This is a genomic window from Streptomyces sp. NPDC059895, assembly GCF_042731035.1.
Classification (GTDB): Bacteria; Actinomycetota; Actinomycetes; order Streptomycetales; family Streptomycetaceae; genus Streptomyces.
This window is the reverse complement of the sequence record NZ_JBHWKO010000033.1, coordinates 44,361-68,805: the sequence shown is the minus strand read 5'-3', so window position 1 is coordinate 68,805 and position 24,445 is coordinate 44,361. Positions and strand designations below refer to the sequence as shown.

Sequence of the window (24,445 nt, the reverse complement as noted above, 5' to 3'; positions counted from 1 at the left end):
CGCGGACGCCCAGGATGGTCGCAGACGGTCGCAGGGGGCCGTCGGAGAGGACCGGTCCCGTGGTCAGGATTGCCGTCGACTTGAACCGCTGCCAGGGGTACGCGCAGTGCGCGTTCCTGGCGCCCGACGTCTTCACCATGCACGGCGAGGAGGGCCTGCTCTACCTCCCCGAGCCCGACGAGGCGCAGCGCGAGAAGGTGGCGCAGGCCGCCGCGGCCTGCCCCGTCCAGGCCGTCCTCGTCGACGCCCTGGACGCGCCGGCCGAGGCAGTGACCGGCCGGGGCGGTACCCGGTGAACGGTGACGCGTCCCTGGAGAGCCTCCGGCGCGAGGGCCGCATCGTCGTCGTCGGCGCCTCGCTGGCGGGCCTGCGGGCCGCGGAGACGCTCCGTGCCAAGGGCTTCGCCGGATCCCTGACGCTGATCGGAGACGAGCCCCACGAGCCGTACGACCGGCCTCCGCTGTCCAAGCAGGTGCTGCTGGGCAGGGCGGCCGCCGACCGCACCGCGCTGCCCCGGCGCCGGGCCCTCGACGCGACGTGGCGGCTGGGCGTCGCGGCCACCGGTCTGGACATGGCCGCCCGGCGGGTGCGGCTGGCCGACGGCGACGAGGTGCCCTACGACCGGCTGCTGATCGCGACCGGCGTGCGGGCGCGCCCGTGGCCGCGGGAGGCCGAGGCGGAACTCGACGGGGTGTTCGGCTTGCGGACCCGGGACGACAGCGCGGCGCTCGCGCGGCGGCTCGCCGACGGCCCCCGGCGGGTCCTCGTCATCGGGGCCGGGTTCACCGGCTCGGAGATCGCCTCCGCCTGCCGCGAGCGCGGCATCTCCGTCACCGTCGCCGAGCGTGGCGCGGCGCCCCTGGTCGGCGCGCTCGGCGGGGTGGTCGGCGCGGTCGCCGCCGAGCTCCAGCGCGAGCACGGCGTGGACCTGCGGTGCGGGGTGATGGTGACCGCCCTGGAGGGCGACGCCTCGGGGCGGGTGCGCGCCGCGCACCTGTCGGACGGCTCCACCGTCGAGACGGACGTGGTGGTCGTCTCGCTCGGCGCCACCCGGAACACCGAGTGGCTCACCGGGTCAGGGCTCGGGGCGGGCCCCCGCGGCATCGCCTGCGACGCCGGCTGCCGCGCCTTCGACATCCGCGGCATCGTCACCGACGACATCTACGTCGCGGGGGACGTCGCCCGCTCCCCGCACCCCTTGTTCGGCTACCAGTTCCTGTCCCTGGAACACTGGGGCAACGCCGTCGCCCAGGCGGAGATCGCGGCGCACAACATGCTCAGCGCGTCCTCCGACCGCCTCCCGCACATGTGGGTGCCGGCCTTCTGGTCCTCGCAGTTCGGCGTGAACATCAAGTCGGTGGGCGTGCCGACGCTGGGGACGGAGATCGTCGTCCCGCAGGGCTCGCTCGAGGCCCACCGGTTCCTCGGCGTCTACGGGTACCAGGGGCGCGTCATCGGCGCGGTCGCCTTCGACCACGCCCGGTGGCTGCCGTTCTACCAGGAGCTGATCGAGACGACGGCGCCGTTCCCGCCGTCCTTCCCCACGGTCGACCGGCACCCGGAAGGGCAGCGGCCGGTGGACGCCGACTTCCCCGACCCGTCGGTCCCGAGCCACGGCCCCACCGTGACGCTCAGCGGATACGCGCCCGCCGACCGCCGGCTGACGTTCACGCCCGCGCACTGACCCGCCCGGCCCCGAGGACCCGCCATGACGCCATCGCTGCTGCACCAGATCCTTGACTACGCGAACCGCGCCGATCCGTACCCGATCTACGAGGAGCTGCGGAAGACGCCGGTCCACCACGAGGAGGACGGGCCGTACGTCGTCAGCACCTACTACGAGATCCGCAGCCTGCTGCACGACCCGCGCATCAGCTCCGACGCCCGCAATCTCGCGTCGACCTCCCACGACCCGCTGGCCGAGTCGGCCCAGGAGGAGCAGAGCGCCCTGCCGCCCAGCTTCCTGCGGCTCGACCCGCCGGAACACGACCGGCTGCGGCGCATGACCAACCGGCCCTTCGGCCCGCCGCACTCCCCCCACCGCATCGACGGGATGCGCGTGGAACTCCACGACATCGTCTCCGGTCTCATCGACGGCATCGGCGACCCCGCCCGGATCGACCTGGTGGAGCAGTTCTCCTACCCGTTCCCGGTGACGGTGATCTGCCGGCTGCTCGGGGTGCCGCGCGAGGACGAGGCGCGCTTCCACACCTGGGCGGACACCATCGCCGCGAGTCTGGACCCCGACCCGGACGCGGATCCCACGCAGCGGGGCAAGGAGTCGCACGACGCCCGTATGCAGCTGGGCATGTACCTGGCCGGCCTGATCGAGGAGCGCCGCAGGAAGCCCGGCGACGACATGCTCTCCCAGCTGGCCACGGCCGCGGGCCCGGACGGCACGATGACCACGATGGAGCTGCTCAGCACCGCGGCGCTGCTGCTGATCGCGGGGCACGAGACCACCGTCAACCTCGTCACCAACGGCATGCTGACCCTGCTGCGCAACCCCGGTGTCCTGGAGCGGCTGCGTACGGATCCGCGGTTCGCCGTGCCCGTCGTCGAGGAGCTGCTGCGCTTCGAGCCGCCGGTGCAGCTGCTGCCGCAGCGCACCACCCTCGCCGACATCGAGGTGCGCGGCGTGACCATCCCCAAGGGCGCCTCCCTCTGGCTGGTGCTGGCCTCCGGCAACCGCGACCCGCAGCGCTTCGAGCATCCGGAACGCTTCGACCCGGACCGCGGGGACATCCAGCACCTCGGCCTGGGCAGCGGCATCCACAGCTGCTTCGGCGCGCCGCTCGCCCGGCTGGAGGCCCAGTTCGCGTTGGCGGAGCTGGCCCGCAGGCTGGAGAACCCCCGCCTGCTGGAGGACCCGCCGCCCTACCGGCAGAACGCCGTACTGCGCGGGCCGCGGCACCTGCCCCTCGCCTGCGACGGGATCCGGCCCTGACGGGGCCACCTCCAGTGCCTGGCCGGCCTGGCCGGCCCGGCCGAACGGCGCGGTGCGCGGCAGCCGGGGGTTCGGACGTCACGTAGGGGGCGCCACGCAAGGCCGGGGCGCCGGGACTCCGCCCGGGGAGGCGGGACGGCGCGGCCGGGTGGTGCCGTGCGCCGTCGTGTGCGAGGCCCTGCCGACCGATTCCCCGGACACACATATCCCGGACACACCGCCCTTGGTCGCTCGTCGTCTGCTGTCGGAGACCGGCGCCGAGGACGCCTCGTAGGACCGGAAGCGTCCTCGGCCGGGACCGGACCGGAGCGTCCCCGGACCGGAGCGTCCCCGGACCGGAGCGTCCCCGGACCGGACCGGACCGTAGCGGCCGGACAGCGGCGCCGGTGCTCGGGTGGGGCGGGTGCCCACCCGGCGGAAGGCACCCTCTGAAGGCACCCGCGGAAGCCACCCCGCGGAGGGCGTCAGCCCAGGGTGGGGTAGTCGGTGTAGCCGCGGTGGTCGCCGCCGAAGGAGGTGGCGCGGTCGGGGGTGTTGAAGGGGCCGCCGGCGGCCAGGCGGGCGGGCAGGTCGGGGTTGGCGAGGAAGAGGGCGCCGTAGGCGATCAGGTCGGCGGTGCCGTCCTCGACGAGCTCCAGGGCGTCGGGGCCGGTGGGCTCCGTGCCGGTGAACGGGTTGAGGACGAAGGTGCCCGGCCACGCCTTGCGCAGCCGCAGGACCAGGTCGCGGATGCCGGGGGCCTCCATCTGGTGCAGGTAGGCGAGGCCGAGCGGGGCGAGCGCGTCGACGAGGGTGGTGTAGGTGGCCTCCGCGTCCGCCCGGTCGCTCTCGTCGATGTCGTTGAAGGGGTTGCCGGGCGAGATGCGCAGGCCGACCCGCTCGGCGCCGATGGCCCCGGCGACGGCCCGCGCCGTCTCGACGGCGAACCGGACGCGCCGCTCGGGGCCGCCGCCGAAGGCGTCGGTGCGCCGGTTGGAGTTCGGCGCGAGGAACTGGTGGATGAGGTAGCCGTTGGCGCCGTGCAGTTCCACGCCGTCGAAGCCCGCCTGGATCGCGTTGCGCGCGGCGGTGGCGAAGTCGGCGATCGTCTCCTCGATCTCCGACTCGGTCAGCGCGTGCGGGGTGACGAAATCCCGCGGGCCCTCCTGCGTGTAGACCTGCCCCTTCGCCGGGACCGCGGAGGGGCCGACCGGGGTGAGGCCCGTCAGACTCGGGTGGCCGACGCGTCCGGTGTGCATGAGCTGCACGAAGATCACGCCACCCTCGGCGTGCACGGCGTCGGTGACCCTGCGCCAGGCGGTGATCTGCTCGGCGGAGTGGAGGCCGGGGGTGTCCGGGTAGCCCTGGCCGACCACCGACGGCTGGGTTCCCTCGGCGATGATCAGGCCGGCACTCGCGCGCTGCGCGTAGTACGCCGCCATCAGGTCGGTCGGGCTCTGGCCGGGACCGTAGGCGCGACTGCGGGTCATGGGAGCCATGACGACGCGGTTGGACAGGCGGATGCCGCCGAGGTCGTAGGGGGTGAAGGCCATGGTCATGAGCGGGTTCCTGTTCGGGTGGGAGAAGCGTTCGGCACCACCGGGCGCCATTACTTGTCCGAACAGGTAAATCCCGGGCCCCATTCCCGCATTTATGTGATGTGAATCACTCGACCGCAAAAATTGCCGAGTTTCTTCCGGATATTTCCTGACAAGACGCACAACGACGGGCAGCGCTAGGATCTACCTGTCCGGTCAGTCATCCGCGCGAGAAAGCCTTGAAACGACGTGTCGAAGGAACCAGGCGCCACGCCTCCCGCCACCCCCTCCGAGGAGGTGGCCCGTGCCGCGATGCCGCCCTCGGTCCGGGCGGGGGCCATGACCCACGCGATCTTCCGGGTGGCCCGCCTGCACCGGATGCTCGCCGGTCAGCTCCTGCGGCGCGTGGGTCTGCACCCCGGGCAGGAACTGGTCATGATGCAGCTGTGGGATCTCGGTCCGCAGCGTCAGACCGACCTCGTGCGGCTGCTCGGCTCGGACGCCGCCACCATGACCCGTACGGTCAGGCGGCTGGAGAACGCGGGCTTCGTGCGCCGGCGCCCCTGCGAGACCGACCGGCGCGCCACCATCGTCGAACCCACCACCGCCAGCCTCGCGCTGCGCAAGGAGGTCGAACAGGTCTGGGCGGAACTCGAGGACAGCGTCACCGCGGACCTGGACGCGGAGGAGCAGGACGCGATCATCGGCGTCCTGGCGCGCATCGAGGACCGCCTCGGCCGGGCGGCGGAACGGCACACGCCGCTCGCCTGAGCCCCGAGCACTCGTATACGGCCGCCCGACGCGCGAACCCGTGACGGCCCCGGTACCGCGCAGGCACCGGGGTCGTCGCGTTCACAGGCCGTGGCCGTCGGGGGTGATGGTGCGGGCGATGCGGTCGGCGTGCAGGCGTACCGCGCCCGCCAGGTCGAGGGCGCCCTTGGCGATGACCCACTGCAACTGCAGTCCGTCGCTGACCGCGATGCATTCGCGGGCGACGGCGGTGCAGTCGGTGTCCGCCCGCAGGGTGCCGCGGTCCACGCCGAGCCGGAGGTGGTGGGCGAGCTCCTCGACGGCGCGCTGGTAGCGCTCCGCGAAGAGGGTGTGGGCGGCACTGGTCGGGTCGGCGGCCTCTGCGGAGGTCAGCACGAACAGTTCGATGAGGCCGGGCTCGGCGAGATGGCGCTCGGTGGCCCCCACCATGGCGCGCAGCACGTCGGGGCCGGTCGTCTCGTCGGGCAGGCGCGCCCACCACTCCGCCGCCGTGGTGAAGCGGTACTCCATCACGGCCAGGAGCAGGTGCTTCTTGCTGCGGAAGTGATGCAGCAGGCCGCCTTCGGTGATGCCGACGTCCTCGGCGACGCGGGTCAGCGCGGTGCGGTGGTAGCCCTCCTGGGCGAACCGCTCCGCGGCCGCCTCCACGATCCTCTGACGCCGGGCGATACCGACCGAGTAGCTGCCGCGCGGGGCTCGGGTTCTGCTGCTCATGGACCTCACCGTAGCCAGCCGGGGGCCCTTCGGAAGGGCCGGGGGGGCACACCTCCACAAGGCATGTGTGACATGGATCACTGGCCAAAAACCTAGTGCGCTAGGTTTTTGCTTCGCATCATCATCCGGACACCTCGGCGTAACGAAGCGCCGACCTCCCCCCGGAGCGATCATGAACACTTCGCCCGACCCGGCGCAGCCGCCGACGTCCGTCGTCGAGGCCGCCGAGACCGGCTCGACCGAGACCGGCTCGATCAAGGCCGGTGCGGCCGGTACCGCCCCCGCCGGCACCGCGCCGTCCGGCACCGCGCCGTCCGGCACCGACACCGCACGGTGGAGCGCACCCGAACTGCGCCGGCTCGCCGCGCTGATCTGGCCCGGTCAGCTGCTGGTGGTGGCGGGGATCGTCGCCGCCAACGCCCAGCCGCAGATCGCCCAGCACTTCCACACCACGCAGATCGCCTGGTTCAGCCTGGCGTTCACGCTGGCCACCATCGCCGCGACCCCGTTCGCCGTGCGCCTCGGTGAGACGTACGGCAAGCGGCGCGTCATGCTCGTGCTGGCGGCGGCCGGACTGGTGGGCGACGTGATCACCGTCGTCGCCCCGAACTACCCGGTGATGGTCGCCGGCCGCGTCATCGGCGGCATGTACGGTCCGGTCGCCGTCCTGGTGCTGGCCGCCGTCCGCGACCTCTTCCCGCCGCGCAAGGTGGCCGTCGCCCTGGGCACCGTCGCCGGATCGGTCGGTGTGCTCAGCCTGCTCACGCCCCTGCTGTCCGGCTGGCTCCTGGACGTCTTCGGCTGGCGGGGCGCCCTGTGGTTCCTGGTCGGCTCGACCGTGGCGGCCATGCTGATGCTGCTGTCCGTGCCGGAGACCCCGCGCCGTGCCGCCGCCGGGAAGCTCGACTGGCCGGGCGCCGTGCTGCTCGGCGGTGGTCTGGCCCTCATGGTCTTCGCCCTCGGGCAGGGCGGGGACTGGGGATGGTCCTCCACCGGGGTCCTCCTGGCACTGGCCGCCGGGGCGGTCGCACTCGCCGCCTTCGCCGTCCGGGAGCTGAAGGTGACCACCCCGATCCTGGACCTGCGCATGCTGCGGCGCCGTCCGGTGGCCACCGTCCTCATCGGCTCCTCCGTCCCGCAGGCCGCCTTCTTCGCCTCGCAGACGATCCTGATCTTCCTCGCCCTGTTCCCGGCGATCCCCCACGTCTCCGACGGACTGGGCTGGACCACGACCCACAACGCCGTCGTCGGCATCCCCGCCGGACTGATCACCTTCGCCGCGGGCGTCGGGGTCGGCCACGCGGTCCGCAAGGTCAGCCCCCGCGCGGTCTGGTACCTCGGACTCGCCCTGCTCGCCGGCGGCATGGTGCTGGCCGCCCTCTACCACCGCGACGCCACGCAGATCGTGCTCACCGGCGTGGTGATGGGGCTGGGCGGCGGCATCCTGATGTCCGGCCAGCAGGCCATGATCGTCTCCGTGGTCTCCCCCGAGGAGCAGGCGGCGGCGAACGGCATGTCCTCGCTGCTGACCCAGGTCTTCCTGACCCTGACCAGTCAGCTGCTGTACACGGTGCTCGCGGCCGACGCCACCGTGGTGCAGGGCACCGCCTTCTACCAGGACCAGGCCTACACCAACGCCTACCTCGCCATGGCGGCCGTCGTCGGGCTCGGCCTGCTGGTCTCCCTCGCCATCCCCCGGCTGCGGCGCCCTACCGGAGAGGCCGTCTCCGCAGAAGCCGTCTCCGCAGAAGCCGCCCCGGCCACCGCCTGACCCCCACCACGGACCGGAAGGAACGACCGTGCCCTCGCCCCGTCCCACTCGCCTGCGGGTGGAACACCTCAGCCGCCCCCTCGGTACGCACGTGCGCAGGCCCCGCCTGTCCTGGCGGCTGCCGCAAGGCGCCACCCGCCAGCTCGCCTACCGCGTCACGGCGGGCGACTGGGACTCGGGGCGGGTCGCCTCCCCGGACACCACCTTCGTCCGCTACGGCGGTCCGGCGCCGGCCTCCGCCACCCGCACCGACTGGCGGGTGAAGGTGTGGACCGACCTGGGCGAGAGCGACTGGTCGGAGCCGTCCTGGTGGGAGACCGGTCTGCTGGAGCCGGACGACTGGCGGGCGCGCTGGATCGAGCCCGTGGAGACGGCGCCCGCCCCGGCCGGCCTGCGCCCGGCCCACCTCTTCCGCCACGACTTCCCCCTCCCCGGCGCGGTGCGCTCCGCCCGCCTGTACGCCACCGCCCACGGCGTCTACGAGCTGTTCCTCAACGGCCACCGCGTCGGCGACGACGAGCTCACCCCCGGCTTCACCGCCTACCGGTCCCGCCTCCAGGTGCAGACCTACGACGTGACCGACCTGCTCACCGCCGGCGGCAACGCGCTCGGGGCCGTGCTGTCCGACGGCTGGTTCCGCGGCCGGCACGGCTTCGCCCGCGAGGCGGACGGCTTCGGCACCCGCACCGCCCTGCTCGTCCAGCTCGTGGTGACGCACACCGACGGCACCACCACGACGCTCGGCACCGGCCCCGACTGGCGCACCGCCGAGAGCGCCGTCACCGCCGACCTGATGGACGGCCAGAGCACCGACCTGCGCGCGTACGACCCGCGCTGGACGGCGGCCGGCTTCGACGACAGCGGCTGGGAGAAGGCGCGGAGCGCCGACGGCGGGCTGTACGCCGACCTCACCCGCCTGACGGGCCCCACCGCGCCGCCGGTGCGCCGGGTCGAGGAGATCCGGCCGGTCTCGGTGACCGAGCTGCGCCCCGGGCACCACGTGGTGGACCTGGGCCAGAACATCAACGGCTGGGTCCGGCTGACCGGCCTCGGTCCGGCCGGCACCGCTCTCACCCTGACGCACGGCGAGGCCCTCGACGAGGACGGCGACGTCACCACCGACAACATCCGCTCCTTCGACTGGGCCAGCCACCGCCCCCTCCCGGCCGGACAGGTCGACACCGTCGTCTCCGCCGGCCGCCCGGGCGAGGTGTTCGAGCCCCGCCACACCACCCACGGCTTCCGCTACGTCCGCGTGGAGGGCCACCCCGGCCCGCTGACCGCCGACGACGTCACCGGCGTCGTCGTCCACAGCGACCTGACCCGCACCGGCTGGTTCTCCAGCAGCGACGAACGCGTCGACCGGCTGCACGAGGCGGCCCTGTGGAGCCTGCGCGGCAACGTCTGCGACGTGCCCACGGACTGCCCGCAGCGCGAGCGCGCCGCCTGGACCGGCGACTGGCAGGTGTTCGTGCCGACCGCCGCGTTCCTCTACGACGTCGCGGGATTCACCGAGAAGTGGCTGCGCGACCTCGCCGCCGACCAGTGGGCCGACGGCCGGGTGCCCAACTACGTGCCCGACCCCGCCGACGAGGCCGCCCGCCGCGCCTCCTTCGAGGGGGGTACCACCGGCTCGGCCGGCTGGGGCGACGCCGCCGTCATCGTCCCGTGGGAGATGTACCGCGCCTACGGCGACCTGGACGTGCTGCGCGAGCAGTACCCGTCCATGCGCGCCTGGGTCGACTACGCCGCCGGGCAGGCCGCGACCCGCCGCCACCCCGACCGCGCCACCTCCCGGCCGCGGCCGGAGCCGCACGAGGAGTTCCTGTGGGACACCGGCTTCCACTTCGGTGAGTGGCTCGAACCCGGCGTCGCCCCGGACCTGGACCCCTCACGCGACCGCGGCGACGTGGCCACCGCCTACCTGCACCGCTCGGCCGGCCTGCTCGCCCGCGTCGCCGCCCTCCTCGGCCACGGGGAGGACGAGACCCGCTACCGGCGCCTCGCCGAGGGCGCCCGGACCGCCTGGCAGCGCGAGTACGTCGCCGCCGACGGCCGGGTCACCCCCGACACCCAGGCCGGCCTCGTCCGCGCCCTCGCCTTCGGTCTGCTCCCCGAGGCGCTGCGCGCGCCCGTGGCGGCCCGGCTCGCCGCGCTGGTGCGCGCCGCCGGCACCCATCTGACGACCGGCTTCCTCAGCACCGGACTGCTGCTGCCGGTCCTCGCCGACCACGGCCATCTCGGCCTCGCCTACGAGCTGCTCCTCCAGGACTCCTCCCCCTCCTGGCTCGCCATGATCGACAAGGGGGCGACCACCATCTGGGAGGACTGGGAGGGCGCCGACGAGCAGGGCCGCCCCAAGATGTCGTACAACCACTACAGCAAGGGGGCCGTGATCTCCTTCCTGCACCAGTACGTCGCCGGCATCCGCCTGCCGGACGCCCCGGACGCGGACGCCGCCGGATACCGCCGGTTCGTCGTCGCCCCCCGCCCGGGCGGCGGGCTCACCTCGGCAGCGGCCCGCCACGACAGCCCGCACGGCACGGTCCGGTCCGAGTGGCAGCGCCACGGCGACCGCTTCACGCTCACCGTGCAGATCCCCCCGGGCACTCGGGCCGAGGTCCACGTGCCCGGCTCCGGGCAGGTCACCGCCGGTCCCGGCCTGCACACCTTCACCGGCGCCCTCGCGGCGCACGCCGGGTAGGCCGCTGGCGCACCGGACCCGGTGCACGTCACGGGCCCGGTGCGCCACGCGCACGACGGCTGATCCCCGGACCGGGTGCCCGGTCCGGGGATCAGCCGTCGTCAGGATCGCCGGGCGGCGGCGCGCCGCCGCCCGCCGTCGGCCGGTCAGCGGTGGTGCGGCGAGGTCAGGTAGTGCTGCCGCAGCAGCTCCCTGCCGTAGTCGTTGCCGTTCGGGGTGCGGATGATGGAGTGGACGTGCTTCTGGGTCGCTCCGTCGCCCTGCTGCGCGCCGTAGGCACCGGCCAGCGGGCCCGGGGCCTGGCAGTCGACCTCCACCCAGACGACGGGGCTGTGGACGCGGACGTAGAAGGCGTCGTCGTCGCCGGTGCCCCCGGCCCAGGTGACGTAGGTGTCGTCGAGGTACTTGCGGACCTCGGCCATCCTCACCTTGGCCGCGTCGGCCCTGGCGCGTCCGACGAAGGCCTCGACGATGCCGAGGAGCTTGGTCCTCTGGGCGGAGTTGAGGACGTCGCACCGCAGTCCGGTGTACTCCTGCACCGTGTTGTCGGAGAAGGCGCCCGCCTTCATCGACTCGTTCGACTTGGTCGCGGACTCGATGGCGACCGCCTGCTGCTCGGAGGTGAGGGAGTTGATGAAGGCGAGGCCCGCGACGACCTCCTCGTGGCACACGGTGACGGTCTCGCCGTCGATCTCCATCGAGGTCGGCTCGGAGCCCCAGAAGCAGGGGCTCATGACGACCTGGTCGCCGAGGACGAAGTAGTTGACGACCAGGTGGTGGCCGTCGAACTGGAAGCCCCAGGGCTCGCTGTCCGACGGGGTGCCCATCACGGTCCAGTAGTAGGCGTCCTCGTTGAAGGAGTTCGTGTTGCCGATCGCCTCGCCGGCCGCCTGGTTGATCTTGCGGATCTTCTCCGTGGTCTCCAGGCCGTCGGCGCTCAGCGCCGCCTCGAGGAGTGCCGTGCCCAGCGCCTTCTGGGTGTCGGTCAGGTCGGCGAGGGAGACGCCCTGGCGTTCGTAGGAGTCGACGTTGCTCCACATCCGCCACTCGGTGGAGTGGACGGTGAACTGGGTGGAGGTCTTCTGGTCGTCGGTGAGCCCGGCCAGGAAGGCGTTCGCGGCGGTGATGACGGGGGCGGTGTCGACGCCGGTGGAGTGGATCGTGAACAGGTCGTCGATCCGCTTGCCGTCGGTCGTCAGGCCGAAGAAGTCCTCGGTGATCGTCATGTTGCCGGGGCCGCCCGCACCGCCGCCCGGGCCGCCGCTGGGGGCACCGCTCGGGACCGCGCTCGCGGTGGCGTCGGTGGTGTCGTCGGCGAGCGCCGCCCAGGCTCCCGCGCCGCCCATCGTCGCGACCGCGGTGGCGCCGGAGGCGAAGAAGACCTTGCGCATGAAGTTGCGGCGGCTCGCGTGGGCGTGCCGGCCGGCCTCCGGCCCGGTCTCTCGTGCCGCGGCGTCCCCGGTGTCGAGCTCGGTCATCGTCGCCGGCTCCTTTCGTCCATGGGCCCACCCGGTGTGGGCTCCCTGCCGGATCACCCTGCTGCACCGAACTGAGTCCCCGCTGAACCGCCTGCGGCGCAGGGCCGGAAGAGGGCGCGCGACCGCCCTGCGCGACAGCACTGACCTGGGCTTATGTGGAGGTGCTGAGAGTTTGTCCGCCCCGTCCGCGCCGACGCAGGGGACCCGTGCGCCGGCTCAGCCGGCCGCGCGCCCGCTCAAGGGGCCGAGGACGGCGGCGCGGCTGCCGAGGACGGCGGCGCGGCTACCGAGGACGGCGGCGGGACGCGGGGCGGCGCGGTCGTGCGGGGCAGGGTGACGGCGAACTCCGTCCGCCCCGGCTGGCTCTCGACGTCGATGCGTCCTGCGTGCGCCTGCGCGATCGCCGCGGCGATGGCCAGGCCCAGTCCGCTCCCGCCTCCCTGGCCGGTGACGCGGGAGCGGGAGGCGTCCGCGCGGGTGAAGCGCTCGAACACGGACGGCAGGAGCGCGGGCGGGATGCCGGGGCCGTCGTCGCGCACCCGGATCGCGCAGTGGGTGTCCGTCGCCTCCACGGCGACGGTGACGGTCGTGCCGGGCGGGGTGTGCGCGCGGGCGTTGGCCAGCAGGTTGGCCACGACCTGGTGGAGCCTGGCCGCGTCGCCGGTCACGGTGGCCGGTTCGTCGAGGCGCAGCGCGAGTTCCCAGATGTGGTCGCCGCCGGCGGCCCGCGCGTCCCACACGGCCTCGGCGACCAGCGTCGTGAGGTTCACCTCGGCCTTCTCCAGGGGGCGTCCCTCGTCGAGCCGGGCGAGCAGCAGCAGGTCCTCGACGAGGCCGGTCATCCGCGTCGACTGGGCGGAGATCCGGCGCCACACCACGTGCGGTTCGACCTGCGCGGCGCCGCGGCCCATCAGCTCGGCGTACCCGGCGATGGAGGCGAGGGGGGTGCGCAGTTCGTGGCTGGCGTCGGCGAGGAAGCGGCGCATGCGGTCCTCGCTGCGCTGGCGCTCGGACAGGGAGGACTCGACGCGGTCGATGAGGTGGTTGAGCGCGGCACCCACGCGTCCGGCCTCGGTACGGCTGTCGGTGTCCGCGGCGGCGACACGGGTGAGCTGCGTGATCTCGCCGCGGCTGAGCGGGGCGCGGGCGACCTCGACGGCGGTGGCGGCGACCCGGCCGAGCGGGCGCAGCTGGCGGCGTATGCCCACCGCGCAGACGCAGGCCGCGCCGGCCAGTCCGGCGGAGGCGATCACCGCCTCGGTGACGACGAGGGAGTTCAGCGTGTCCTGGACGCCGTCCATGGGGAGTCCGGCCACCAGGGAGGCCGTTTCGCCGCTGACGGCGATCAACCGGTAGGCGCCGAGGCCCGGGATCGTGCGGGTGTGCGGCGAGCCGTCGGCGGTCAGCCCGGCCAGGGCGGCGCGCTGCGCGGCGGTCAGGGCCGTGCGGCGGCCGTCCGGGGTCACCACCTCGGCGGCGGTGACCTCGCCGTCGGCCACCCGGGCCGCCACGGTGCCGGTGCGGTGGCCGCGCTCGTTGAGGAAGCCGAGGTCGGAGGCGTCTCCCCCGCCGTGCTGGACCCAGCCCTGCATGCGCGCCACCGTCTCGTGCACGCGCGCGTCCATGTCCCCGACGAGCCGGTGGCGCTGGACCAGTGCCGTGGCCACCGCCATGGCGGTGCACACGACCACCAGGGTCGAGGTGGTGAACAGCACCAGGCGGGCCCGCAGCGACAGCCCGCGCAGTCCGGCGGCGACGGGCAGGCCACGCTTCCGGCGCAGCCTCACGCGCCGTCCCCCGCCGCCCTGATGACGTAGCCGGCGCCGCGCACGGTGTGGATCATCGGGGCCCGCCCCTTGTCGATCTTCCCGCGCAGACCGTAGACGTAGACCTCGACGAGGTTGCCCTCCTTGTCGAAGGAGCTGTTCCAGACGTGGTCGAGGATCTGGGCCTTGCTGAGGACCTGGCGCGGGTGGCTCATCAGGAAGCGGAGCAGGTCGAACTCCTTGGCGGTCAGCGTCAGGGGTGTCCCGCCGCGCTGCACCTGGCGGGTCTTCTCGGCGAGCACGAGATCGCCGAGCACCCGCACCGGCTCGTCCGCCGCCGTCTCCTCCACACCGGAGCGGCGCAGCAGCCCGCGCAGCCGCAGCATGACCTCCTCCAGGGAGAAGGGTTTGGTCACGTAGTCGTCGGCGCCCGCGGACAGCGCGTCGATACGGTGTTCCAGGGCGTCGCGGGCGGTGAGCATGAGCACGGGCAGCCGCGCGTCCTCGTACCGCAGGCGCCGCAGCACCTGCACGCCGTCGAGGTCGGGCAGCATCCAGTCGAGGACGACGGCGTGCGGGGCGCAGCCGCGCGCGAGGGTCAGTGCGCTGTGTCCGTCCTCCGCGCGGAAGGGCCGCCAGCCCGCTTCGGTGACCGCCCAGGAGAGCAACTCGGTGAGTTCGGGCTCGTCGTCGACGATGAGGACACGGACCGCGTCCTCGCGGGCCCCGCAGACAGCAGACATGTGCCGATCATGGCGGGACCCGCTGGGAGACGCCTGTGCGCGGCCTGGGCCCGGGCCATGAGCGCGGGGCCCGGGCGCGCGCGGCGGCGGACGGCCGGTCAGACGTCGGCCGTGTAGTCCAGGCCGTGTCCGAAGGGGTAGAGGGGGTCGGCGCCGCCCCGGGGCGCGTCCGGGTGTCCGGCCTCGACCTCGGCCATCGACCGGGGCAGGGCGAACGGCAGCCGGCCCTCCGGTGCGGTCCGTCCGAACAGGACGTCGAGCAGGGCGTGGTCGCCGGTGCCGTAGACGCCGAGCAGGGCCGCGCAGCGGTCGGCGATCTCCGGGACGACGGCCGGGCGCTCCAGGTGCACCGCCACGACGGTGGGCACGGTGTCCAGCAGGGTGAGGATCTCCTTGAGCCGGTCGGCCGGGAAGTCGAGGCGCCCGGCGTGGAAGAAGGACTCGAACAGGCCGGGACGCGGCTCGTACGGCGTGCTCAGGCGCAGCACCGCGAGGTCGGCGGCCGCGGGGTCGGTGACGACGTCGGCGTAGGCGGCGGCCGTCGCCGCGTCCACGCCTTCCACGTACAGCCGGGGCCGGCCCGACAGGGGCAGCGGGCCGTTCTTCAGCGGGCCGTTCTTCAGCAGGGTGACCGAGCGGCGCTGGGCGACCTCGCCGGCGGCCCGGAAGTCGGCGCGGCCGACGACCTCCTCGGCGGTGTCCGCGTCGACGTAGCGGCGGTCGTCGAACAGGCCGAGGCGGAACTTCTCGGCGAGGATCCGCGCCACGGAGGCGTCGAGCCGCGACTCCTCCAGGCGGCCGGTGCGCACGAGGTCCACGAGCAGGTCGGTGCAGGACTCGCCGCCGATCTGGTCGGCGCCCGCGTGCAGGGCCTTCAGCAGGCGGTCGGCCGGGGTGAGGTGTTCCACGCCCCAGGCGCGTGCGGGATGCGGCTCGCCCATGACCAGCTGGTCGGTGATCAGGCCCCAGTCGGTGCACACGATGCCGTCGAAGCCGAGCTTCTCGCGCAGCAGCCCGGTGATGATCCCGTGGTTGAAGCCGAAGCCGACCTCCTCGTGCTCGGTCCCGACGGGCATGCCGTAGTAGGGCATGACCTGGGTGGCGCCGGCCGCGAGGGCGGCCTCGAAGGGCTTGAGGTGGTAGTCGAAGAAGCCGCCGGGGTAGACCTGTTCGCGGCCGTAGGCGAAGTGGGGGTCCTCGCCGTCCTTCTGCGGGCCGCCGCCGGGGAAGTGCTTCACCATCGCGGCGACGCTGTCGGGGCCGAGGCCGTCGCCGGGGCCGCGCAGCCCCTCGATGTACGCGGCGACCAGGCGCGAGGTCAGGTCGGCGTCCTCGCCGAAGGTGCCGGGGATCCGGGCCCACCTCGGCTCGGTGGCGAGGTCGATCTGCGGGTGCAGGGCGACGCGCAGTCCGACGGCCACGTACTCGCGGCGGACGGTGTCCGCGAACTCCCGCACCAGGTCCGCGTCGCCGACGGCGGCGAGGCCGAGGGACTCCGGCCACTGGGAGAACGGTCCGGCGAGCATGGCCGTGCCGGGGTTGTCCGTGAAGGCGTGCCGGGGGTCGGTGGACAGGGTGACCGGGATGCCGAGCCGGGTGTCGGCGGCGGCCCGCTGGAGGTCGTTGTGGAGCTGGACCATCTCGCGCGGGCTGCCCGCGCCGAGCAGGTTGAAGTGCGACATCAGGTGGTCGGACATCATCTGCTCGGCGGTCAGTCCGGCGGGCGCGTCGCGCTCGCCGATGCCGATGACGTGGTGGAAGAGGAGTCCCGCCTTCTCCTCGACGGTCATCCGGGGCAGCAGGTCGGCCACGCGCCGCGCGACGGCGTGCCGGGGGTCCTGGTAGGGGAGGGTCACCGCTGCTCCTCGGAGGCGTGCGTCGTGGGGGAAGGGGTGGGGCGGTCCGCTCGCTCCGGCGCGGCCGGCAGGGGGCAGTGGAAGGTGTGCCGGCCGGGCCCGGCCTCGACGGGTTCCGCACCGGGCAGGTCGACCAGGGCGGTGACGGCCGGCGGTACGAGCACGTCCACCAGCAGCCGCCCGCCCTCGACGCGCCAGCTGGTCTCGGCCCGCCCGTGCGGCGTGTCGTACTCGGCGCGGGCCCAGGTGAGGCCGCCGCCGGGGCGGGGCCGCACCAGGAGACGGCGGTAGCCCGGCCCGGCGGGGGCCAGGCCGGCGACGGTGCGGTGCATCCAGTCGGCGACCGCGCCGAGCGCGTAGTGGTTGAAGGAGGTCATCTCGCCGGGGTTGACGCCGCCGTCGGGAAGCATGCTGTCCCAGCGTTCCCAGACGGTGGTGGCGCCCATGTCGACCTGGTACAGCCACGACGGGCACGACCGCTGCGTCAGCAGCCGGTAGGCGGTGTCGACGTGTCCGGTGTCGGTCAGCGCGTCGCACACCAGGGGCGTGCCGAGGAAGCCGGTGCCGACGCGGTGGTCGCGGCCGGCCACCAGGCCGGCGAGGCGGCGTCCGGCCTCGGCGCGCTCGGCGTCGTCCTCCAGGAGGCGGAAGCAGAGCGCGAGGGCGTAGGCGGTCTGCGTCTCCTCGGTCAGGCGTCCGCCGCCGGTGTGGAAGCGGTCGCGGAAGGCGTCGCGGACCGCGTCGGCCAGGGCGTGGTAGTGCTCGGAGGTGTCCTTGTCGTCCAGCACCTCGGCGGTGCGGGCCAGCAGCCGCGCCGAGTGGGCGAAGTACGCCGTGGCGACCAGCTCGGACGAGGTCATCGCCCGGCCGGGGTCGTCGGCGGGCGCGGTCGGGTCCAGCCAGTCGCCGAACTGGAAGCCCTCGCCCCAGACGTGGCCGGGCCCGGCGATGCGGTCGACGGCGTCGACCCACGCCCGCATGGACGGGTACTGGGTGCGCAGCACCTCGGTGTCGGCGTAGCGCTCGTACAGCACCCAGGGGACGATGACGGCCGCGTCGCACCAGCCGGCCATCGGCGGGTTGCCGGGCGGGATCGGCACGGGGGTGATCACCGGGATGTCGGGGCTGAACACCGGGGGGACGCGCCGTTCGTCGGCGCCCTGGTCGGCGGCCAGGTCGCGCAGCCAGGAGCGCAGGAAGTCGCGGACGTCGTAGAGGAAGGACGCGGTGGGGGCGAAGACCTGGACGTCGCCGGTCCAGCCGAGCCGCTCGTCGCGCTGCGGGCAGTCGGTGGGCACGTCGACGAAGTTGCCGCGCATCCCCCACACGACGTTCTCGTGCAGCCGGTTCAGGGAGTCGTCGGAGCAGGAGAACCAGCCCGTGCGGCGCAGGTCGCTGTGGAGGACGACGGCGGTGACGTCGGCGGGGTCGAGATCGCCGGGCCAGCCCTCGACGTCGGCGTAGCGGAAGCCGTGGAAGGTGAAGCGGGGCTCCCACTCCTCGCCGTCCGGGGCGCCGCGCAGGGTGTAGCGGTCGGTGGCGGTGGCGTGCCGCAGCGGACGGACGCACAGGTCGCCGTCCTGGAGCACCTCGGCGTGCCGGAGGGTGATCGTGCGGCCGGCCTCGCCGCGGACGCGGATGCGGAGCCGGCCGACGAGGTTCTGGCCGAAGTCGAGGATCGTGCGGCCGGTCGGCGAGGTGGTGACGGCGACGGGGGTGACGTACTCGGTGCGGCGCACCGGCGGGCTGTCGGCCGGGAAGAGCACGGAGGTGTCGAAGTCGAGGACCTCGACGGGCTCCCAGGCCGGGTCGTCGAAGCCGGGTTCGGCGAATCCAGCCCGCTCGTGGCGGGCGTCGTGCTCCTCGCCCTCGTACAGTCCGGCGGCGAGGACGGGGCCGGGGGCCCAGCTCCAGTCCTCCCCGGTGGTGACGGTCTCGGTGGTGCCGTCGGCGTACTCGATGCGCAGTTCGGCCAGGAGGCCGGTGCGGTCGCCGTAGATGTCCCGGGTGCCGCCGTTGAAGCCGAGCAGGCCCCGGTACCAGCCGTCGGCCAGGTGGGCGCCCCAGGCGTTGCGGCCGTCGCGGAGCAGGGCGGTGACGTCGAAGGACTGGTAGCGGTGGCGGTGGCGGTAGCTCGTCCAGCCGGGGGCGAGGACGTGGTCGCCGACGACGGCTCCGTTGATCTGCATCTCGTACACGCCGAGAGCCGTGACCAGGAGCCGTGCCGACCGTACGGCTGCGCGCGCGGTGAACTCCCCGCGCAGCAGGGCGGCCGGGCGGGCCGCCGTCGCGGAGGGGGTGCCGGTCGGGCGGGGGCTGACGACCCGGGCGGTCCAGTGGTGGTGCATGACGGCCTTTCTCAGCGCCTGGATGAGCAGCCTCGATCATGCGGCCAAAACCTAGTGAAAACTAGGTGTTCACGGCCGTGAGGTGTGTCACACACCCTCCACGCGCGGCAATCATGCCCATGACAAACACGGGGCGGGGGCACGGAGCGGCACGCGCACCCGTGCGGCGGACCACGGGCGCGCGGAGCCCTCTTCTACATCCCCCGCCCGTCGGAGGAGATGGAGCGCATGAGGCGGTCGAGGTGGTCGCGCATGACGGCGATGAGGTCGAAGGAACGCCCGCCGGCCAGCCACTGCTGCTGGAGACCCGCGTCCAGGGCCGCGCACTCGCGGGCGATGCCCTCGTGGTCCAGGTCGGCCCGCAGTTCACCGCTGCGGCTGCCGGCCCGCAGCCGGTCGGCGAGTTCCCTGACCCCCTTCTCCTGCCAGCGGGTGAAGTGCTCGTGGGCCGGATGGTCGGGCGCGGTGGCCTCGGCGCCGATCACGACGGCGAGTTCGACCATGCCGGGCATGGCGAGCGTCTCGGCGGTGTCCTCCAGATGGCAGCGGAACGCGTCGCGGACGGAGTCCGAGACCCGCTCCCACCGCACGTCCGCGCGCTCGTGCCAGTACTCGACGACCGCCAGCAGGAGCTGCTGCTTGTCGCGGAAGTGGTGCAGCAGCCCGGCGTCGGTGATCTCGGCGTCCCGGGCGACGCGCGCGAGGGAGGTCTTGCGGTAGCCGTCCTGCCCGAAGCGCAGCAACGCCGCCTCCAGGATCTGCGTGCGCCGCGCCCGGCCCGTCGTGTAGCCGCCGCGCGGTCCCCTGGGTGTCGCCATGGGAGAACGGTACCGGCGGCGGGAGCGGCGGCGGCCGGCGCCCGACCACCTGTCACGCCCCTATGTGACGTGGGTCATAACCCGGATACCTAGCGAGCACTAGGTGTTCGGGTCATCATCGACGTCACGCGACGACGTATTGCCACGCTGTCACCTCCCTGTAAGCGACGTGTAAACAGCAGGCCACTCTTCCGCGTCACCCCCCACCGCGCCTCCCACTCCCTTCGGCACCTCCGTGAAAGGAGGGCTGGCATGACGCCGACGTCATCAAGCCCGCAACCCGACCTCGCGCCCGGCGCCCCGGCGGACGGGCGGTGGACCCCCCGTCTCGTCCTGCTGCTCATCGCACTCGCCTGGCCGACCCAGTTGCTGGCCGCGGGCGGGATCCTCGGTGCCAACGCCATGGCGGGGGTCGCGCAGACCTTCCACACCACCCAGGTGGCGTGGTTCGGACTGACGCTGACCCTGGTGTCCACCCTGCTCACGCCTTTCGCGATCAAGCTGGGCGACCTGTACGGCAAGCGGCGCGTCATGCTCGCCATGATGGCGCTGGGCGCCCTCGGTGAGGCCCTCGCCGCCCTGGCCGGAAGCTTCTGGCTGGTGCTGGCGGGCCGGGCGATCGCCGGCTTCTACGGGCCCTTCGGCGCGCTGTCGTTCGCCGCGGTGCGGGACGTCTTCCCGCCCCGGCTGGTCAAGTCGGCCAGCGGCATCATGGGAAGCAGCGTCGGCCTGGTGGCCCTCGTCTCGCCGTTCCTGGCGGGCTGGCTGGTCGACAACTGGGGGTACCGCGGTGCCCTGTGGTTCCTCGCGGCCGCCACCGCCGTCGCCTTCGCGCTGGTCGCGCTGCTGGTCCCGGAGACGCCGCGGCACGCCTTCGACTCCGGCTTCGACTGGCTGGGCGGCCTTGTCCTCGGCGGCGGCCTGACCGCGGTGGTCTACGCCACCGGTCAGGGGCAGAGCTGGGGCTGGTCGGACGCGCGGACCCTGGGCTGGCTCGGCGCGGGTGTCGTCGCCCTGGTCGTCTTCCTGTTCATCGAGCGGTCCAGCGCCCACCCCATCCTCGACCTGCGGGTCCTGCGCCGCCGCCCGGTGGCCCTGGCGCTCACCGCGGGCGGCCTCGCCCAGACGGTCGCCTTCACGATGCCCGGCCTCGCCATCCTGCTCGCCCTCTACCCCCACATCCCCGGTGTCTCCGCGGGCCTGGGCTGGACGGCCCAGCACAACGCCGTCGTCAGCGTGAGCTGGAACCTGGTGATGTTCGGCACCGGTCTGCTCGTCAGCCGCTACCTGCGCTTCTTCGACACCCGCAAGGTGTGGTGCGCCGGCCTGGTCGTGATGGCCGTCGGCTACACGCTCGTCGGCTTCTACCACGGCAACGAACTCGAACTCATCCTCACCTCCTGCGTCGCCAACCTCGGCGCCGGCGTGGTCGTCGCGGGGGCACCCGCCCTCGTGGTCGGCGTGGTCTCGCGTGACGAGCAAGGCCTGGGCAGCGGCATGCTCAACATGCTCATCAGCCTCTTCGGCGCCATCGTCACCGCCGGCGCGTACGCCGCCCTCGCCGCCGACAGCACCGTCGTCGACGGCACGGCCTTCTACCACGACACCGGGTACTCCTGGGTGTTCTGGCTCGGCGCCCTGGTCACGGTGGTGGCCCTGCTGCTCTCCCTGTTCATTCCGCCCCTGAAGGAGGCGGCCGAGGGCGACACCGGCCGGGCCGGGACGGAGGCGCCCCAGCCCGCCTGAGCCGGGCGGGCCCCGGCCCCGGCGACCTGACAGCGCCGGGGCCGGGGCAGCCTTGGAGGAACCGGCCCCCACTCCGCCCTCGACGCCCCCTCCCCCGCCCTCCTCCACGCACCGTCGCCGTATCGCCGTGGAGGAGGGCGTACGCGTCCGCGGCCTCCCGGCCGCGGGCCGTCGGGAGACCGGGGTGCGGTCCGTCCGCGTCCCTCCTCCAGGATGACGGACCGTCAGGGGACGACGGTCCGTCATGCCGGGTCGTGCACCCCGCCGGTCGGGCGTGGGCGCGCCGGGCCTCAGTCCTCGAACAGCGCCTTCGGGTCGTCCGCGCCGCTGTAGGTGAACGACCGGAACAGCATGTCGCCCTCGGAGCACACCAGGCCGATCATCCGGCCCGTCATCCCCGCGGCGACCTCGGTCGACAGGTACCGGCCGTCGACCCGGCCGAGTTCGCGGAAGCCGTCCGGGCCGGACACTCCGGCCACGAGTTCGTCGGGCCCCATGGCGACTCCGAAGGGAGAGGGCGCGCTGTGCGGCTCGGCGCGCAGTTCCAGCACCGTCTCCGGCGTGGCGGCGGTCTCGCCCAGGAGGACGCTCGCCCCGCCGATCACGGCGAGCGCGCGCACACGCGAGCCCCGTACCTCGATGCGGACGGCGTGCCGGGAGTCGATGCGCAGTTCCAGTCCGCCGGCCCCTGTCGCCTCCTCCTCCGGTCGCTGCGGGGGCGGGGCGACCACGGCCCGCGCCCGCATGTGGAGGTGCTCCTGGCGGCGGCCCACGAAGGCGGGCCCGTCCGCCGCGGTGAGCCGCCAGCCCCGGTCGGTCCAGCTGAGCAGCGCGTCCGGGAAGGCGCCGGGTGCCACCCACGCCGGCGGCAGCGTCGCCTCCGGCAGGTCCTCGACCGCCTCGGCGGGCGCGTCCGGCTCGATCGGCCCCGCCACGGCGGGCCAGCCGTCGCTCCAGCTCACCTCCGCCGCGAAGGTCTCCCGTCCCAGGACGTGCCACTCGGGGCTGCTGCCTCGCGGCCGCGTGCCGAGGTAGACCATCGCCCAGGTGCCGTCGGGCCGCTGGACGAGATCGGCGTGACCGGTGCTCTGGACGGGAGCGCCGGTCCCGCGCGCGGTGAGGAGGGGGTTGTGCGGGCACGCCTCGAAGGGCCCGGCCGGTGAGGGCGCGCGGGCGATGGTGACGGCGTGTCCGCGTTCGGTGCCTCCCTCGGCGAGCAGCAGGTACCAGTACGCGCCGACGCGGTGGAGGTGGGGGCCCTCGGGGAACTTCCCGCCCGTCCCCTGCCACAGCCGGCGGGGCTCGTCGAGCAGTTCGCCGGTCCGCGGATCGAGTGCGGCCTGCACGATCCCCTCGCCGAAGCGGGTCCAGGTGAGCAGGCAGGTCCCGTCGTCGTCCCAGGCGAGGTCGGGGTCGATGCCCCGGGCCTCGGGGATCCACACCGGTTCCGACCAGGGGCCGGCCGGATCGTCGGCGGTGACCAGGAAGACCCGCGGGCCGCCGGACAGCAGGGTGGTCACCATCCAGTAGCGGCCCGCGTGGTGGCGCAGGGTCGGCGCCAGGATGCCGGCCGAGGGCTCCACCCCCTCCAGCGGCAACTGCGCGGGCCGGGCGAGCGCATGGCCGATCCGGCGCCACGTCCGCAGATCGGTCGAGTGGTGGATCGGGACGCCCGGGGCGTACTCGAAGCTGGAGCAGGCCAGGTAGTAGTCGTCTCCCACACGGCAGACGCTGGGATCCGGATGGAAGCCGGGGACGACCGGCTGCACGGGAAGTTTCACGGGGGTCTCTCGGCTTCTCGACCGGGGCGCCGCACTGGGCGCGCGACGACGGCGGGTGTCGATGATGCCCCCCAATACCTAGTGTTCGCTAGGCATCTACGGTATGGCCCACGTCACAGATGATCACCGACGTTGGGCCGGCCTCGCCCGGCACGAAGCACGGGGGCGATCAGGACCGCGCCGAGGATCGGCAGGCAGCTGCCGGCCATCAGCAGCACGGCGGGCAGCCGGCTCCGGACGGTCGGAGAGTCACCCCGGTCGGGGGCGGGCGGGGCGGCGGATGCGGGCATGGCAGCACTCCAGGGCGCGGTGCGGGAGAGTGGCGCGGCGCGGCGACCGGGGCCGGAGGGAGCGACGCTCCTTCGGACCTCGGCGTACGGGCGCGGTGACGTGCCACGACTATGCGGGCGCGGACGCGGCCTGCCCACCCCTCGCGTGATCCGAGTTGCCGATGCCGTCGATCCAGCGGGTGGATGGGGCCGTGGCGCCGTGACCGGGCGCGCCGACGATGCCCGCCCCGCTCAGCCGTCCCCCTCCCGAGGCAGCCGCGCGCCGACCCGCGCGGCCGTCTCGCGCAGCCAGATGTGGGCCGCGTCGTGCGTGTGGACCGGGTGCCACCACAGGGCCTCCCGCAGCGGGACCGCCTCGTAGGGCGGCTCCACGGCGCGGACGGCGGCGACCGGCGCCAGCAGCCGGGCCAGGCGCGCCTGCACCAGGGCGATCCGCCGGGTGCCGACGACCAGCAGGGGCAGCAGCTGGAAGCTGTCGACGGAGACCTCCACGCGCGGCTCGATGCCGAGCATGCCGAGCTGGCGCACGGCGGGGGCGTCGTAGGTGCGCTGGTAGGTGACCCACGGCAGCCGCGCCAGGTCCTGCCGGGTGAGCCGGTCGTCGACGCTGGGATGGTCGTCCGCGACGAGGAAGACCCAGCGGTCGTCGTAGAGGTCGGTGGCCGGGAAGTCGCTGACGACGCCGTGCGGCATCAGCAGGCCGTCGGAGGCGCTGAGCAGGGTGGCGGTGTCGTCGACGACGGTCGGCGGGGTGTGGGTGAAGCGGAGCCGGATGCCCGGGGCCTCCTCGTGCACGACGCGGGCGAGTTCGGTCCCGAAGACGGCGACGGCGTAGTCCGACGCGAGCAGCTTGAACTCGCGTCGCTCGCTGGCCGGGTCGAACTCGGCCTGGCTGGCGAAGAGGCGTTCCAGCACGTCGTAGGCGGTGGAGGTGCGGTCCAGGAGGACCTGGCCGAGGGCGGTGAGTTCGTAGTGGCCGCCGACGCGGGCGAGCAGGTCGTCGTCGAAGTGACGGCGCAGGCGGGCGAGGGCGGCGCTCATGGCGGGCTGGCTGAGGCCGACGCGCTGTCCGGCACGGGTGACGTTGCGCTCCTCCAACAGGGCGCGCAGGGCGACGACGAGGTTGAGGTCCAGACGGGCCAGGTTCACGGGACTCCCCTTGCGGTACGGCGCCGACCGAGAGGAATAAACGCGG

The 24,445-nt window shown here is 73.8% G+C and carries 18 protein-coding genes; 7 read left to right on the top strand and 11 right to left on the bottom strand.

What is annotated here, in order from left to right:
• Positions 1-14: 14 nt before the first annotated feature.
• Genes ACFV9M_RS29870 through ACFV9M_RS29860 form a run of 3 tightly spaced genes read left to right on the top strand, consistent with a single transcriptional unit; the run spans position 15 to position 2,947 of the window.
• Positions 15-296, top strand: coding sequence for a ferredoxin (locus ACFV9M_RS29870; protein ID WP_385075966.1), 282 nt, complete (start codon positions 15-17; stop codon positions 294-296).
• Positions 293-1,684: an NAD(P)/FAD-dependent oxidoreductase gene (locus ACFV9M_RS29865; RefSeq protein ID WP_385075963.1), complete on the top strand. Its 1,392-nt coding sequence runs from the start codon at positions 293-295 to the stop codon at positions 1,682-1,684. Before ACFV9M_RS29870 ends, ACFV9M_RS29865 begins: the two co-directional genes overlap by 4 nt.
• A gap of 24 nt (positions 1,685-1,708) precedes the next feature.
• Positions 1,709-2,947, top strand: a complete 1,239-nt coding sequence (locus ACFV9M_RS29860) for a cytochrome P450 (protein ID WP_385075961.1) — start codon at positions 1,709-1,711, stop codon at positions 2,945-2,947.
• 464 nt (positions 2,948-3,411) lie between these two features.
• Here the strand turns inward: ACFV9M_RS29860 and ACFV9M_RS29855 are convergent, their stop codons facing one another.
• Positions 3,412-4,485, bottom strand: a complete 1,074-nt coding sequence (locus tag ACFV9M_RS29855; RefSeq protein ID WP_385075958.1) for an alkene reductase — start codon at positions 4,483-4,485, stop codon at positions 3,412-3,414.
• 291 nt (positions 4,486-4,776) lie between these two features.
• Here ACFV9M_RS29855 and ACFV9M_RS29850 point away from each other — a divergent pair, with 291 nt between their 5' ends.
• A complete protein-coding gene (locus ACFV9M_RS29850) occupies positions 4,777-5,235 on the top strand; it encodes a MarR family winged helix-turn-helix transcriptional regulator (protein ID WP_385076014.1) in 459 nt (152 codons plus the stop codon).
• Positions 5,236-5,316: 81 nt separating this feature from the next.
• Here the strand turns inward: ACFV9M_RS29850 and ACFV9M_RS29845 are convergent, their stop codons facing one another.
• On the bottom strand, positions 5,317-5,949 hold the full coding sequence (locus tag ACFV9M_RS29845) for a TetR/AcrR family transcriptional regulator (protein WP_385075955.1): 633 nt from the start codon (positions 5,947-5,949) through the stop codon (positions 5,317-5,319).
• Positions 5,950-6,121: 172 nt separating this feature from the next.
• Between ACFV9M_RS29845 and ACFV9M_RS29840 the strand changes: the two genes are divergently transcribed.
• Both ACFV9M_RS29840 and ACFV9M_RS29835 read left to right on the top strand, forming a co-directional pair.
• On the top strand, positions 6,122-7,720 hold the full coding sequence (locus ACFV9M_RS29840; protein WP_385075953.1) for an MFS transporter: 1,599 nt from the start codon (positions 6,122-6,124) through the stop codon (positions 7,718-7,720).
• Positions 7,721-7,748: 28 nt separating this feature from the next.
• Positions 7,749-10,424, top strand: coding sequence for a family 78 glycoside hydrolase catalytic domain (locus ACFV9M_RS29835; protein ID WP_385075950.1), 2,676 nt, complete (start codon positions 7,749-7,751; stop codon positions 10,422-10,424).
• 146 nt (positions 10,425-10,570) lie between these two features.
• Here ACFV9M_RS29835 and ACFV9M_RS29830 read toward each other — a convergent pair whose 3' ends face one another.
• The 6 genes from ACFV9M_RS29830 to ACFV9M_RS29805 all read right to left on the bottom strand — a co-directional run bounded on the left by ACFV9M_RS29830 (position 10,571) and on the right by ACFV9M_RS29805 (position 19,433).
• Positions 10,571-11,902, bottom strand: a complete 1,332-nt coding sequence (locus tag ACFV9M_RS29830) for a DUF3500 domain-containing protein (protein WP_385077181.1) — start codon at positions 11,900-11,902, stop codon at positions 10,571-10,573.
• Between the two features lie 236 nt (positions 11,903-12,138).
• Entirely contained in the window at positions 12,139-13,575 is a 1,437-nt protein-coding gene (locus ACFV9M_RS29825) for a sensor histidine kinase (protein WP_385077184.1), read from the bottom strand.
• 110 nt (positions 13,576-13,685) lie between these two features.
• The gene (locus ACFV9M_RS29820) at positions 13,686-14,411 is read right to left on the bottom strand and encodes a response regulator transcription factor (protein WP_385077178.1); all 726 of its coding nucleotides are present in this window, start codon (positions 14,409-14,411) and stop codon (positions 13,686-13,688) included.
• 98 nt (positions 14,412-14,509) lie between these two features.
• A complete protein-coding gene (locus ACFV9M_RS29815) occupies positions 14,510-16,267 on the bottom strand; it encodes a glycoside hydrolase family 3 protein (protein WP_385077176.1) in 1,758 nt (585 codons plus the stop codon).
• Positions 16,264-18,615, bottom strand: a complete 2,352-nt coding sequence (locus ACFV9M_RS29810) for a family 78 glycoside hydrolase catalytic domain (RefSeq protein WP_385077174.1) — start codon at positions 18,613-18,615, stop codon at positions 16,264-16,266. Before ACFV9M_RS29810 ends, ACFV9M_RS29815 begins: the two co-directional genes overlap by 4 nt.
• Positions 18,616-18,809: 194 nt before the next feature.
• The gene (locus ACFV9M_RS29805; RefSeq protein WP_385077171.1) at positions 18,810-19,433 is read right to left on the bottom strand and encodes a TetR/AcrR family transcriptional regulator; all 624 of its coding nucleotides are present in this window, start codon (positions 19,431-19,433) and stop codon (positions 18,810-18,812) included.
• A 252-nt stretch (positions 19,434-19,685) separates the two neighbouring features.
• On the opposite strand from ACFV9M_RS29805, the gene ACFV9M_RS29800 reads away from it, so the two are divergent.
• Complete coding sequence (locus tag ACFV9M_RS29800) at positions 19,686-21,179, top strand: MFS transporter (protein WP_385077169.1); 1,494 nt, start codon at positions 19,686-19,688, stop codon at positions 21,177-21,179.
• Between the two features lie 290 nt (positions 21,180-21,469).
• Here ACFV9M_RS29800 and ACFV9M_RS29795 read toward each other — a convergent pair whose 3' ends face one another.
• The 3 genes from ACFV9M_RS29795 to ACFV9M_RS29785 all read right to left on the bottom strand — a co-directional run bounded on the left by ACFV9M_RS29795 (position 21,470) and on the right by ACFV9M_RS29785 (position 24,399).
• A complete protein-coding gene (locus ACFV9M_RS29795) occupies positions 21,470-22,960 on the bottom strand; it encodes a family 43 glycosylhydrolase (protein ID WP_385077167.1) in 1,491 nt (496 codons plus the stop codon).
• A gap of 113 nt (positions 22,961-23,073) precedes the next feature.
• Entirely contained in the window at positions 23,074-23,250 is a 177-nt protein-coding gene (locus tag ACFV9M_RS29790) for a hypothetical protein (protein ID WP_385077164.1), read from the bottom strand.
• Positions 23,251-23,481: 231 nt separating this feature from the next.
• Entirely contained in the window at positions 23,482-24,399 is a 918-nt protein-coding gene (locus ACFV9M_RS29785) for a LysR family transcriptional regulator (RefSeq protein ID WP_385077161.1), read from the bottom strand.
• Positions 24,400-24,445 lie beyond the last annotated feature (46 nt).